Annotated in this window: 14 protein-coding genes; 6 read left to right on the forward strand and 8 right to left on the reverse strand. The window is 74.9% G+C overall.

Annotation, left to right across the window (positions count from 1 at the left end):
* Positions 1-31: 31 nt before the first annotated feature.
* Together AFB00_RS11905 and AFB00_RS11910 are read right to left on the reverse strand one after the other, a co-directional pair.
* Positions 32-382, reverse strand: coding sequence for a hypothetical protein (locus tag AFB00_RS11905; protein ID WP_068797284.1), 351 nt, complete (start codon positions 380-382; stop codon positions 32-34).
* Positions 379-1,077: a SigE family RNA polymerase sigma factor gene (locus AFB00_RS11910; RefSeq protein ID WP_083276019.1), complete on the reverse strand. Its 699-nt coding sequence runs from the start codon at positions 1,075-1,077 to the stop codon at positions 379-381. The genes AFB00_RS11905 and AFB00_RS11910 overlap by 4 nt, the downstream gene beginning before the upstream one ends.
* Positions 1,078-1,237: 160 nt before the next feature.
* On the opposite strand from AFB00_RS11910, the gene fbaA reads away from it, so the two are divergent.
* The 4 genes from fbaA to AFB00_RS11930 all read left to right on the forward strand — a co-directional run bounded on the left by fbaA (position 1,238) and on the right by AFB00_RS11930 (position 4,741).
* Complete coding sequence (gene fbaA / locus AFB00_RS11915; RefSeq protein ID WP_068797285.1) at positions 1,238-2,266, forward strand: class II fructose-bisphosphate aldolase; 1,029 nt, start codon at positions 1,238-1,240, stop codon at positions 2,264-2,266.
* 5 nt (positions 2,267-2,271) lie between these two features.
* Positions 2,272-2,685 carry a DUF3151 domain-containing protein gene (locus AFB00_RS11920; RefSeq protein ID WP_068797286.1) on the forward strand — a complete coding sequence of 138 codons (414 nt, stop codon included), beginning with the start codon at positions 2,272-2,274 and terminating at the stop codon, positions 2,683-2,685.
* 78 nt (positions 2,686-2,763) lie between these two features.
* A complete protein-coding gene (locus AFB00_RS11925; protein ID WP_231974341.1) occupies positions 2,764-3,930 on the forward strand; it encodes an FUSC family protein in 1,167 nt (388 codons plus the stop codon).
* Between the two features lie 133 nt (positions 3,931-4,063).
* On the forward strand, positions 4,064-4,741 hold the full coding sequence (locus AFB00_RS11930; RefSeq protein WP_068797287.1) for a lysophospholipid acyltransferase family protein: 678 nt from the start codon (positions 4,064-4,066) through the stop codon (positions 4,739-4,741).
* Positions 4,742-4,748: 7 nt separating this feature from the next.
* Here AFB00_RS11930 and AFB00_RS11935 read toward each other — a convergent pair whose 3' ends face one another.
* Positions 4,749-5,324: a hypothetical protein gene (locus AFB00_RS11935; RefSeq protein WP_068800235.1), complete on the reverse strand. Its 576-nt coding sequence runs from the start codon at positions 5,322-5,324 to the stop codon at positions 4,749-4,751.
* Between the two features lie 219 nt (positions 5,325-5,543).
* On the opposite strand from AFB00_RS11935, the gene AFB00_RS11940 reads away from it, so the two are divergent.
* Positions 5,544-6,818, forward strand: coding sequence for an adenylosuccinate synthase (locus AFB00_RS11940; protein ID WP_068797288.1), 1,275 nt, complete (start codon positions 5,544-5,546; stop codon positions 6,816-6,818).
* Positions 6,819-6,919: 101 nt separating this feature from the next.
* Here AFB00_RS11940 and AFB00_RS11945 read toward each other — a convergent pair whose 3' ends face one another.
* The 5 genes from AFB00_RS11945 to nth are packed head-to-tail and all read right to left on the reverse strand — an operon-like array spanning position 6,920 to position 11,593.
* On the reverse strand, positions 6,920-8,113 hold the full coding sequence (locus AFB00_RS11945; RefSeq protein ID WP_068797289.1) for an MFS transporter: 1,194 nt from the start codon (positions 8,111-8,113) through the stop codon (positions 6,920-6,922).
* A 60-nt stretch (positions 8,114-8,173) separates the two neighbouring features.
* Positions 8,174-9,373 (reverse strand): MarP family serine protease, encoded by a 1,200-nt coding sequence (locus tag AFB00_RS11950; protein WP_068800236.1) that lies wholly within the window; start codon positions 9,371-9,373, stop codon positions 8,174-8,176.
* 2 nt (positions 9,374-9,375) lie between these two features.
* Positions 9,376-10,146: an NUDIX hydrolase gene (locus AFB00_RS11955; RefSeq protein ID WP_068797290.1), complete on the reverse strand. Its 771-nt coding sequence runs from the start codon at positions 10,144-10,146 to the stop codon at positions 9,376-9,378.
* On the reverse strand, positions 10,143-10,796 hold the full coding sequence (locus AFB00_RS11960; RefSeq protein ID WP_068797291.1) for a TlpA family protein disulfide reductase: 654 nt from the start codon (positions 10,794-10,796) through the stop codon (positions 10,143-10,145). The genes AFB00_RS11955 and AFB00_RS11960 overlap by 4 nt, the downstream gene beginning before the upstream one ends.
* Positions 10,793-11,593, reverse strand: coding sequence for an endonuclease III (gene nth, locus AFB00_RS11965; RefSeq protein WP_231974343.1), 801 nt, complete (start codon positions 11,591-11,593; stop codon positions 10,793-10,795). Before nth ends, AFB00_RS11960 begins: the two co-directional genes overlap by 4 nt.
* Positions 11,594-11,879: 286 nt before the next feature.
* On the opposite strand from nth, the gene AFB00_RS11970 reads away from it, so the two are divergent.
* Complete coding sequence (locus AFB00_RS11970; protein ID WP_068797292.1) at positions 11,880-12,128, forward strand: hypothetical protein; 249 nt, start codon at positions 11,880-11,882, stop codon at positions 12,126-12,128.
* The last annotated feature ends 112 nt before the right edge of the window (positions 12,129-12,240 follow it).

A 12,240-nucleotide genomic window follows, 5' to 3' on the forward strand; every position in this document is an offset into this window, starting at 1 on the left:
CCGGCCGGGTGAGGCGCGGCGACCGGCGCGGTCAGCCGAACGCGGGCAGTGCCCCCGGCAGCAGGATGGAGATCAGCGCGATCCCGCCGCCGAGCAACGCCCCGACCAGCAGCGCGACCAGTGCGGCCCAGAGGATCTGCGACCCCGCCGACGTGCGGGGTTCGGCGACGGCGCGGGGCGGGCCGGCGGGGGCGGGCCGGTGCTGGACCGGGGGCCCCGGACGGGGTGCCGGCGGCGGCACCCGGCTCGGCATCCGCGGGGCTCCCGGCGGCGGGCCGGACGGCCGCGGTGGCGGCATCGGGCGGCCGCGGGCCTGGGCCTGCAGCGCCTCGCCGATCCGGCGGGCCGCGTCGTCGTGCTGCGGGACCTGCGGGCCGGTCATCGGATCTCCCCCGGGCGGCGGACGGCCGCGGCGCCGGCGCGCTCCTCCATGATCCGGGCGACGGCGTCGAGCGCGCGGCTGGCGGTGGACTTCACCGTCCCGCGGCTCATCCCGGCGGCCTCGGAGATCTCCGACTCGGTCAGGCCGCCGTAGTAGCGCAGCACCAGCACCTCCCGCTGCCGGGGCGGGAGCGCGGACAGCGCGTCGACGACCGACTGGTGCTCGGCCGACAGCATCGCCAGCGACTCCGCGGACCGCGCGTTGGCCGCGTGCGGCGGCACGTACTCCCGTGCGGTGCGGCGGCGGCGCAGCACCGACCGCGACCCGTTGACGACGGCGGCGCGCAGGTAGGCGACGGCCGCCGTCTCGTCCCGCAGCCCGGTCCAGTGCCGGTGCAGCCCGGCGAACGCCTCCTGCACCACGTCCTCGGCGGTGGCCGGGATGTCGACGAGCAGCATCGCGAGCCGCACCAGCCGCAGCCGGTGGTCGCGGTAGAGGTCGGCGAGGGTCAGCGGGCGCTCGGGCTGCGGCCCGGATCCACCCGGCCCGTCCGGCACCGGTTCCGGGGGGAACGGGCTCGGGTGGGAACCGGTGCCCTCGGGCGCCGGTCTGCTGTCGATGGCGCGCAACCGGCCCAGCGTCCGGTCGACCGCGTTCTCGGCCCGTTCCTCCTCCACGTGCCCCAGCGTAGCGATCGCCCCCGGCGGTCCACACGGGCTCGTGCCCCCGGCCGCGCCGGAACGGGTGACCAGACCCTCTCCCGCGGTGCCTGCCACCCCGCACCGGGTACGCGATACTCACCCGAGGAGAGAGCGCTGCGACGAGCAGCGACCGCCGACGACGAGGAGGCAGCCCGTGCCCATCGCCACGCCCGAGATCTACAACGAGATGCTGGACAAGGCCAAGAGCGGCGAGTTCGCCTACCCGGCGATCAACGTGACCGGCACCGAGAGCCTGAACGCCGCGCTGCGCGGGTTCGCCGAGGCCGGGTCGGACGGCATCGTGCAGGTCTCCACCGGTGGCGCCGAGTTCCTCTCCGGCACCCGGGTCAAGGACATGGTCACCGGCTCGGTCGGGCTCGCCGAGTTCGCCCACGTCGTCGCGGACAGGTACCCGGTCAACATCGCGCTGCACACCGACCACTGCCCGAAGGACAAGCTCGACTCCTTCGTCCGGCCGCTGCTGAAGATCAGCCAGGAGCGGGTGTCGGGCGGGCGGAACCCGCTGTTCCAGTCGCACATGTGGGACGGCTCGGCCGTCGAGCTGGAGGAGAACCTGGAGATCGCCGCCGAGCTGCTCGCCGAGGCGGTCCAGGCCAAGATCATCCTCGAGGTCGAGATCGGCGTCGTCGGCGGCGAGGAGGACGGCGTCGACAACGACATCAACGAGAAGCTCTACACCGCCCCCGGTGACTTCGCGCGGACCGTCGAGGTGCTCGGCTCCGGCGACAAGGGCCGCTACCTGCTGGCCGCGACGTTCGGCAACGTGCACGGCGTCTACAAGCCGGGCAACGTGAAGCTGTGCCCGGAGATCCTCAAGGAGGGCCAGGACGTGGCCCGGACGACGATCGGGCCGGGCTCGGTCGAGAAGCCGTTCGACCTCGTCTTCCACGGCGGCTCCGGCTCGCTGCTGGAGGAGATCCACGAGGCGCTGGGCTACGGCGTGGTGAAGATGAACGTCGACACCGACACCCAGTACGCGTTCACCCGCCCGATCGCGGCGCACATGTTCGAGAACTACGACGGCGTCCTGAAGGTCGACGGCGAGGTCGGCAACAAGAAGACCTACGACCCGCGCACCTACCTCAAGAAGGCCGAGGTCGCGATGAGCGAGCGGGTCGTCCAGGCCTGCGAGTCGCTGAAGTCCGCCGGCAAGGCACTCTGAGTCCCATGAGCGTGCACGGCAATCTCCTCGAACCCGAAGCCACCCGGCTCCCGGTGGATCCGGCGGCCGCCGAGCTGACGGCGGGCACCGACCCGTCCGAGGTCGCGGCGGGCAGCCCGGCCTCCTCCATCGCCTGGGCGGTGCTGGCCGAGCGTGCGCTGTCCGCCGGCGAGACCGTCGCCGGGTACGCGTACGCCCGCACCGGCTACCACCGCGGCCTGGACCAGCTGCGGCGCAACGGCTGGAAGGGCTTCGGCCCGGTCCCGTGGTCGCACGAGCCCAACCGCGGCTTCCTGCGTTCCTGCGGCGCGCTCCTGCGCGCGGCCGACGGGATCGGTGAGGCGCCGGAGGTCGAGCGGCTGCGCAGCCTGATCGCCGACTCGGATCCGGAGGCGCTCGCCGCCCTCGGCATCGGCTGACCCGGTGGCCGTGCATCCCGTCCCGTCCCGCCCCGCCACCCGGGTGCGGGACGGGGTCCCCGGCCGCGTGGCGGACCGGTGACGCGGAACGGGTGGCGGCGCGCCGGGAACCGGCTGCGCGTGCGGGGCCGGCTCGGTGTGCGCCGGGTGCGGGCGTCCTGGCTGCCGATCCTGCAGTGCGCCGTGGCCGCGGGCCTCGCCCTCTGGGTGGCCGGCGACCTGGTCGGGCACACCCGGCCGTTCTTCGCGCCGATCGCCGCGGTGATCAGCCTCGGCCTGTCGCTCAACTCCCGCCTGCGCCGGGCGAGCGAGCTCGTCGTCGGGGTGAGTCTCGGCGTGCTGGTCGGCGACCTGCTCATCGCGCAGATCGGCAGCGGGGTCTGGCAGCTGGTCCTGGTCGTGGCGCTGGCGATCACGCTCGCGACGTTCTTCGACGGCGGCAACCTCATCGTCGCCCAGGCCGGTGCGTCCGCGGTGCTGGTCACCACCCTGCTGCCGCCCGGCGAGACCGGGGGGATCGACCGGTGCGTGGACGCCCTGATCGGCGGCATGGCCGGGATCCTGGTCGCCGCGGTGCTCCCGGTGCACCCGGTCCGGATCGTGCGGCGCGAGGCCCGGCGGGTACTCGACGACCTCGTCACGGTGCTCACCGAGATCGCCTCCGCGCTGCGGTCCGGCGACCGGGAGAGCGCGTCCCGGGCGCTGCGCCGGGCCCGCGACACCCAGGGCGTCATCGACGGCCTCCGGACCGCCGTCGGCTCGGCGGGCGAGGTCGCCGCGGTGTCCCCGCTGCACCGTCCCCGGCGGCGGATGCTGCGCCGGTACCGGGAGCTCGCCGAGCGGACCGACTACGCCCACCGCAACGCCCGGGTGCTCGCCCGGCGGGCCCTGACCGCCATCGAGGACGGCGAGCGCGTCCCGGCCGAGCTGCCGGACACGATCGTCGACCTCGCCGGCGCGGTGGACGCCCTGATCCGCGAGCTGGGGCAGGACGGCGACCGGGAGCGGGCCCGGGGCCCGCTGCTCGACGCGGTGCGGGACGTCCCGGTGCTGTCGGAGGTACCGGTGGTCCCCGCCGTACCCCGCCCGGAGGACGACGGCGCCGCGGCCCCGGCCGTCTCGGTCCCGGTGCTGGTGGCCCAGGTCCGCTCGATCGCCATCGACCTCCTGCAGGCCACCGGCATGACCCGGACCGAGGCCATGCACGCGCTGCGCGGCGTGCCCCCGGAGACCGGCGTCGGCTGAACGGGGGAGCGGGCTTCCGTCACGGTCCGGTCACGGAGCAGAATCGGGCGCTGTCCGGCGCCGGGGCGAACTCCTCGTCCCCCGCACACAGCCGTGCGGTCGTCGCCGCCGACCGCGATCGGGGTCCAAGCCAGTGCAGTCGTTCATCCGCTACGTTCTCGCGCCGCTCGTGCGCCTGCTCTGGCGTCCGCGGGTGCACGGAACCGGGCACATCCCCTCCTCCGGCCCGGTGATCCTGGCCGCGAACCACCGCGCCGTCGCCGACACGGTGTTCATCCCGCTCGTCGCCCCGCGCCGGGTGGCGTTCCTGGGCAAGGCGGAGTACTTCACCCGCCGGGGGCTGCGCGGCCGGCTGTCGGCCGGCTTCCTCGGCGCGCTGGGGTACATCCCGGTCGACCGGGGCAACGCCAGGGCCGGTCTCGCCGCGCTGGCCGCCGGCCGGGAGGTGCTGCGGGCCGGGGGCGTGTTCGGCATCTACCCGGAGGGCACCCGCTCGCTCGACGGCCGGCTGCACCGCGGGCACACCGGGGTCGCGAGCCTGGCCCTGTCCACCGGTGCGGTCGTCGTGCCGGTGGGCCTGATCGGGACGGAGCGGGTCCGCCCGTCCGGGCGGCGGCTCCCCCGGCTGGCCCGGGTCGAGGTGCACTTCGGTGCGCCGCTGGAGTTCAGCCGGTACGAGGGGCTGGAGGGCGCTCCGACCATCCGCCGGGCGGTCACCGACGAGATCATGGACGCGATCGCCGACCTCTCCGGCCAGGTCTACGTGGACTCCTACCACCGGCGCCCGTCCGAGTCGGACCGCGCGGCCTGAGCAGGGCTCAGTCCGGCAGCACCGGGTTCCACGGCTCGGTGTGCCGGTACCAGGCCCAGCGCTTCGTCTCGCGCGGGTACGGCTCGCCGTCCCGGACCGGGGTGGCACCGGTCGTCCCGATCTGCACCGCCCGCCCGGTCGCGGCGGTGACCCCGCGACCGCTCCGCACCCGGACGCCGTCCGGGCCGGCGTCGACGACCAGGCGGGGCACCCGGCCGTGCAGGACCCGGACGGCGTCGCAGTAGGCCTCGCCGTACAGGTCCGGGATCTCGCCGCGCCCGACGAGCACACCGCCGTTGTCGTCGCGGAGCAACGGCTGCGGCCGGGCCGTCCCGGTCCGGGCCAGCCCGGCGGCGTCGGCGAACGACGACGGCAGCCCCCAGTTCCGCACGGCGGCGGAGTTCCGGTGCACGGGCAGGTAGGCGACCTCGGTCCCCAGCGCGGAGCGCCGGAGCAGGCGCAGGACGACCGCGGCGAGATCGGCGTCGTCGCCGTGCACGATGAGCCGCACCCCGGGGTGTTCGGCCAGTAGCGGGTCGACGACGTCGCGTCCCGGTCGCGGGCCGGTGGTGACCGAGCGCACCGCCGGGTCCCCGGTGAGGGAGGCCGGTGGGCGTTCCCGCCGGGCGCGGGGCCGGATACCGTGGAACGGAAGACGGTGTCGGCGCTGCGGCACGCAGGCGAGCAACACCGCTTCGGGATCGGTCGAGTCCACTGATCGAGTACCCTCTCCGCCGCGGAAACCGGTAACCACGCCCGGGTCCGTGGCCGTGCCGAGCGTGTGTGAACTGGAGTCTCTTACATGCCCGCAATCGTGTTGATCGGCGCCCAGTGGGGCGACGAGGGCAAGGGCAAGGCGACCGACCTGCTCGGCGGCGAGTACGGCTGGGTCGTCCGCTACCAGGGCGGCAACAACGCCGGGCACACCGTCGTCACCCCGGACGGCCGCGACTTCGCGCTCAAGCTCATCCCGTCCGGGATCCTGTCCCCGGGTGTGAAGAACGTCATCGGCAACGGTGTGGTGGTCAACCCCGAGGCCCTGATCGACGAGAAGGCGGGCCTGGAGCGTCGCGGCGTCGACACGTCCGGCCTGCTGATCTCCGCCGACTCGCACCTGATCATGCCGTACCACGTGGCGATCGACCGGGTCACCGAGCGCTACCTCGGCAAGGCCAAGATCGGCACGACCGGCCGCGGGATCGGCCCGGCCTACCAGGACAAGGTGGCCCGGGTCGGCGTCCGCGCCGCGGACCTGCTCGACGAGAAGATCCTGCACCAGAAGGTGGAGGCGGCCCTCGAGCTGAAGAACCAGATCCTGGTCAAGGTCTACAACCGGCGCGCGCTGGACTTCCAGGAGGTCGTGGACACGGTCCTGGAGCAGTCGAAGGAGTTCGCCGACAGGATCGTCGACACCCGGCTGCTGCTGAACGAGGCCCTGGAGCGCGGCGAGACCATCCTGCTGGAGGGCTCGCAGGGCACCCTGCTCGACGTCGACCACGGCACCTACCCGTTCGTCACCTCGTCGAACCCGACGGCCGGTGGCGCCTCGGTGGGGTCGGGCATCGGGCCCAACAAGATCACTAGAGTGATCGGGATCCTGAAGGCCTACACCACCCGCGTGGGGTCGGGCCCGTTCCCGACCGAGCTGCAGGACGAGATGGGCGAGTGGCTGCGCAAGACCGGCGGCGAGGTCGGCGTCAACACCGGCCGGGCCCGGCGCTGCGGCTGGTTCGACGCGGTCATCGGCCGGTACGCCGTGCGGGTCAACGGGATCACCGACGTGTTCCTGACCAAGCTGGACGTGCTCTCCGGCCTGAAGAGCGTGCCGATCTGCGTCGGCTACGAGGTCGACGGCCACCGGGTCGACGAGATGCCGATGACCCAGACCGGGTTCCACCACGCCGTCCCGGTCTACGAGGAGCTGCCGGGCTGGTTCGAGGACCTCTCCGGGGCCCGGGCCTGGGAGGACCTGCCGGCGAACGCCCGCGCCTACGTCGAGCGGATCGAGGAGCTGACCGGCGCCCCGGTCTCCGCGATCGGCGTCGGCCCCGGCCGGGACCAGACCATCACCCGCTGACTCCCCTCCCCGCCCCCGCCCTCCCCCTCCCACTGGTCACTCATGGAGCTTCGGCCCGGCCACACGAGGCCGAAGCTCCATGAGTGGGTCCGGGGGACGGGTCAGGGAACGCTGCGCGTGGTCGGTTCGTCACGGACCGGGGTCAGGAGGGCGGCGGCCAGCGGCGTCACCGCGGCCAGGGCGAAGCCCACGCCGTAGCTGCTCGCCCCGATCAGGGCGCCCAGGGTGACCGGGACGGCCGACGCGAGCGCGTTCTGGCCGGTGTTCTGGATTCCGAGCGCCCGGCCGGACCAGGCCCGGCCGGCCAGCTCGGCGGTCGCGGTGAACCCGAGACCGTTGTCGGCGACGGTGACGACCGCGCCGACCGCCAGCATCGTCACCGCCAGCCACCCGGCCACCGCGTCGCCGAGCGCGAACACCAGCAGCACGACGGCGGCGGCCACCGCGATCAGGCGCATCGGCCGCAGCCGGGAGCCGGCCCGGTCCGACCACCAGCCGGCCCCGATCCGGCCGGCCGCGCCGACGACCTGCCCGGCGGCGACGAACGCCCCGGCCGCAGCCACGCCCCACCCCTGCTCGCGGACCAGGTACTCGGTGCCGAACGCGGCCACCGCGAACTGCGGCACCACCAGCAGGGCCGACGCGCCGTGCACCCGCCACAGCACCGGCGTCCGGTACGGGGAGCCGGGGTCCGGGCCGCCGGCGCCGGCCGGGCGTGGCGGGTCGGGCGCGAGGAGGAGCACCAGCACCGCGGCGACCAGGCAGGCGACGGCGGGCAGCAGCAACGCCCGCCACGGGCCCGCCGCCGCGGCGCCGAGGGTGGGCAGGGTGAGCCCGGCCAGCGCGACGCCGAGCGGCTGCGCGGTCTGCCGCACGCCCATCGCCGTACCGCGCTCGTGGGGGCCGAACCAGCCCATCACCATCCGGCCGCTGGCGGCGAACACCGAGGCCGCCCCGGCGCCGCCGAGCACCAGCAGGACCAGCGTCGCCGGCCCCGGGAACAACGCCGCCCCGGCGACCGCGGCGGCACAGACGGCCAGCCCGGCGGCGATCACCCCGCGCTCACCGGTGCGGTCGGCCACGGCGCCCCAGGCGATCAGGGTCAGCAACAGCCCCGCGGTCGGCGCGCCGACGTAGGTGCCGGCCCCGGCGAGGGACAGGCCGCCCGCGTCGCGCAGCAGCGGGACCAGGAACGGCATCCCGTAGACGAAGCTGCAGGCGGCGGTCTGGGCGAGCACGCCGGCGCCGAGCACCACCCAGCGGCGTGGACTCCGGGTGACGTCGACGTCGGCCATGCCGGCAACGCTAGGCGTGTTCCCAGCAGGTGACCATGCGCTTCCAGATGATGGGAACCGCTACGAGGCGCACTCCCCCGTGCCGACCGAGGACGCCGACTCGTCGGCCGCGGCGTTCAGCGCCGCGGCGGCCTGCTCCGCGGTCAGCACGAAACCGGTCTCGGTGTCGTCGAGGGCCGCACCGAAGACGACGCCGACCACGCGGCCGTCCGGGGTGATCATCGGCCCGCCGGAGTTCCCGGAACGGACCACGGCGCGCACGGTGTAGACGTCGCGCACGACGCTGCCCTGCTCGTAGATGTCCGGCCCGCGCAGCCGGATCCGCTCCCGGACCTTGCCCGGCGTGACGGTGTACGGGCCGTCCAGCGGGTAGCCGAGGATGATCACGTCGTCCCCGACGCCGGTCGGCTCCGGGCTGAACTGCAGCGGCTCCTCCTCCAGCGCCGGCACGTCCAGGACGGCCACGTCGACCTGCGGGTCGTAGTAGACGACCTCGGCGTCGAGCTGGCGGGTACGGCCGCGCGAGGTGGTGACCTCCACGCTCGTGCTCGACGTGCCGGCGACGACGTGGGCGTTGGTCATGACCCGCTGCGGCGCGACGACGAAGCCGGTCCCCTCCAGCGCACGGCGGCAGGCCGTGGCCCGGCCGCGCACCTTGAGCACCCGGTCGCGGACCTCGTTGACCACCGGGTTCTGCACCAGACCGGCGTCCGGCGGGCCGATCGCGGCGACCGGGGTGCGCGAGAACGGGCTCACGACGTCGGGGAACCCGGAGTCGTCCAGGATCTGGCGCAGCTCGGCCGGCAGCTGGCGGGCGGCGTCCGGCATCGCGCCGTCGACGGCGGCCAGCACCCGGGAGTCGCGCAGCCCGCTGGTGAGCGTCGCGAAGCTGGTGGACGACAGCGGCAGCGCGATCAGCCAGGCCGCGATCACCACGGCGACCGCCTGGACCCCGGCCCCGAGCGTGGAGTCGACCTTGAGCGTGCCCTCGCCGCGGATCCGGTCCCGGATGTGCCGGCCGAGGTAGACCCCGGTGGCCTCGCCGAGCGCGACGAGCAGCACCACCGCCCCGATCCCGAGCAGCACCTTCGCCTGCTGGGACTCCACCTGGGCGGCCAGCAGCGGCGCGAGCCGCAGCCCCAGGATGGCCCCGGTCAGCACCCCGAGGAAGGAGAGCAGAGCGACCGCCACCCCGTGCCGCCATCCGGACGCCGCCGCCAGCAGCGCCAGGAGGACGACGACCACGTCGACCCAGCTGATGCTCACCGGCCCACCTCGTCACGACGATCGACGGGGTCGGTCACGCGTTCTCCTCGCAGTTCGTCCGGGCACGGCTCCCCGTGCCCGGGCCGGGCGCTCGCCGCCCATGCCTCGTCGAGTCCCTCGACCCGTTCCTCGTCCCACGGACGTTCCCAGCCGGCCCGCCGGAGCAGGGCGGACAGCAGGCCCCCGGTGAATCCCCAGACCAGCAGCCCCGACGTGCGGAACGCGGGGCCGACGTACCCGCGCGGCCCGCGGACCGAGATCCGGTTCGCCGGGTCGGCCAGCTCGGCCACCGGGACCCGCAGCACCCTGGCCACCTCGGCCGGGTCCACGACGTCCACCGGAACGGGGCGGGCCCAGTGCGCGAGTACCGGGGTCACCAGCGCGCCGGTCGGCGGGACGAGGAGTTCGGGCAGCAGGCACAGCGGCACCACGCCCGCCGGGTCGAGCCCGGTCTCCTCGCGGGCCTCGCGCACCGCGGCGTCGACGGGCCCGGTGTCCCCGGGGTCCACCCGGCCGCCGGGGAAGGCCACCTGGCCGGCGTGCGACCGCAGGGTCGCGGCCCGTTCGGTGAGCAGCACGTCCGGGCCGCGGTCGCCGTCGGCGAACAGCATCAGGACGGCGGCCCGCCGCCCGTCGCCGCGGCCGGCCGCCGGATCGCGCCGGCTGCCGAACCAGGCCGCGTCGAGCCCGCGGACCCCCTCGACCAGCGGGACCAGCGAGGGCGGTGCGGCCCCCGGGTCCGGCTCCGGCACGGCGCGGCCGGTCACCGCAGGCGCTCCACCGCGGCCGCCACCTCGTCGGCGGTACGGAACGGGATCGGCGGATCGACCGTGGCCGGCGTGCCGTCGGCCCGGACGACGGAGGTGAACGGCAGCACCGGCGGCGCGTCGAGGGCCGCCCGCAGCTCGCCGCGCGGGTCGGTCACGGCCGGCAGCCGGATCCCCAGCCGCTGCACCAGGCGCAGCGCCGCGACCGGGTCGTCCTGGACGTCGACGGTCAGTACCGGGACCGAGCCGGGGCGCGCGGCGTACTCGGCGAGCGCCGGGAGCTCCTCGCGGCACGGCACGCACCAGGAGGCCCAGAAGTTGACCAGCACCGGACGCCCGGCGACCGCGGCGCCGACGTCGATCGACCCGTCCGCGCCCAGGCACGGGACGGTGATCCCGGCCAGCGGCCCGGCCGCGGGCGCGCCGGTCGGGGCCGGGCAGGGCTGCAGGCGGGCCCCGGAGCGGGCGACGGCGAGCGCGGCGGGATCGGCGGTGGCCGGGTCGGACTCCTGCCGGGCCGCGGCGGGCGGCGCGCCCTGGGCCGAGGGGCCGGAGGGTGCGGGCCAGAGCGCCCACACCGCGACGGCGACGAGCACGACGACGACCACGGTCGAGACGATCTCGGACCGGGTGGCGCCGCTCCGGCTCACCGGCCGCCCTCGTCGATTCCGGCCAGCGCCAGGAGGTGGTCCCGCTCCGGGCCCTTGACCAGGGCCGCAGCCTCGGCGGGCTCGGTCGGACCGAGCCCGAAGGACGGGCAGTCCGCCGCCAGGAGGCAGACCCCGCAGGCCGGCTTGCGGGAGTGGCAGACGCGCCGGCCGTGGAAGATCACGTGGTGGGAGATGATCGTCTGGTCCCGGCGCGGGACGAGCGCGGCCACGGCGTGCTCGACCTTCACCGGGTCCTCCTCGGTGGTCCAGCCCCACCGGCGGACCAGGCGCCCGAAGTGGGTGTCGACCGTGATGCCGGGGACGTCGAACGCGTTGCCCAGGATGACGTTCGCGGTCTTCCGCCCGATGCCGGGCAGACGCACCAGGTCCTCGAGGTTCGCGGGCAGCTCGCCACCGTGCCGCTCGACGACCGCGGCCCCCAGACCCGCCAGCGAGTTCGCCTTGTTGCGGTAGAAGCCGGTGGACCGGATCAGCTCCTCCAGCTCGGTCCGCTCGGCGGCCGCGTAGTCCGCCGCCGTGGGGTACCGGGCGAAGAGCGCCGGGGTGACCTGGTTGACCCGCTCGTCGGTGCACTGGGCGGACAGGATGGTGGCCACCGCGAGGTCCAGCGGCGTGGTGAAGTCCAGTTCGCAGTGCGCGTGCGGGTAACACTCGGCCAGCGCGCGCAGGATCCGGTTGACCCGCCGCGATCGCCCGATCGGGTTCTCCCCGGCGGTGATCCGCGCGGCGAGACCGGCCGCGGCGCGCCGGGTGGGCCGCCGGACGGAAGTGCTCACGTCACCGAGCGTACGGGTGGCCCCCGACAGCCGTGTCACCGTGTGGCGCGCCCCGGCCACCCCTCGCGTACTCATGGAGCTTCGGCCCGGCCACACGAGGCCGAAGCTCCATGAGTGCACCGGTGGCGGGGGCGCTGCGGCCGGATCGGGGCTGCGTCGAGCGGCCGTCCGGCGGCGCCGAACGCCGCCGGACGGAGCAGACGATCACGAAACGATCACGAAACACCCGGATCGGTTACCCCCGGAGGGTGCGGGTGCGAACCCGTAGGAGAGGATCGGAGGTGCCATGACTGCCTGGTTGAGCGTCCTCGTTCCGCTTCTCGTGATGTTCTTCGCGCTCGGCATGGAGCGTGTGGAGTCCCGCCTGCGGGAGTCCACGGTGCGCCAGGACGAGCTCGACGAGATGCTCGAGCAGCCCCGACCGGACGAGGTGCGTGCCCTGTTCCGCTCCGGCAGCAGCCGGGCACTGGAGCTGTTCCGGTTGCGGAACCGGCGGCGCAGGACCACCCGGCGTAGTCAGGTTCCGTCGGCCTGACCCGGTTGACGCGATCGAATCGGGGCTCCACGAGAGCGTCCGAAGAACGAAACAGGCCCGATCGGACGAGCGCCGATCGGGCCAGTGGTGCGCACGTGTGTGGCGAAGGCCT

Source organism: Pseudonocardia sp. HH130630-07, from assembly GCF_001698125.1.
Taxonomy (GTDB): Bacteria; Actinomycetota; Actinomycetes; order Mycobacteriales; family Pseudonocardiaceae; genus Pseudonocardia.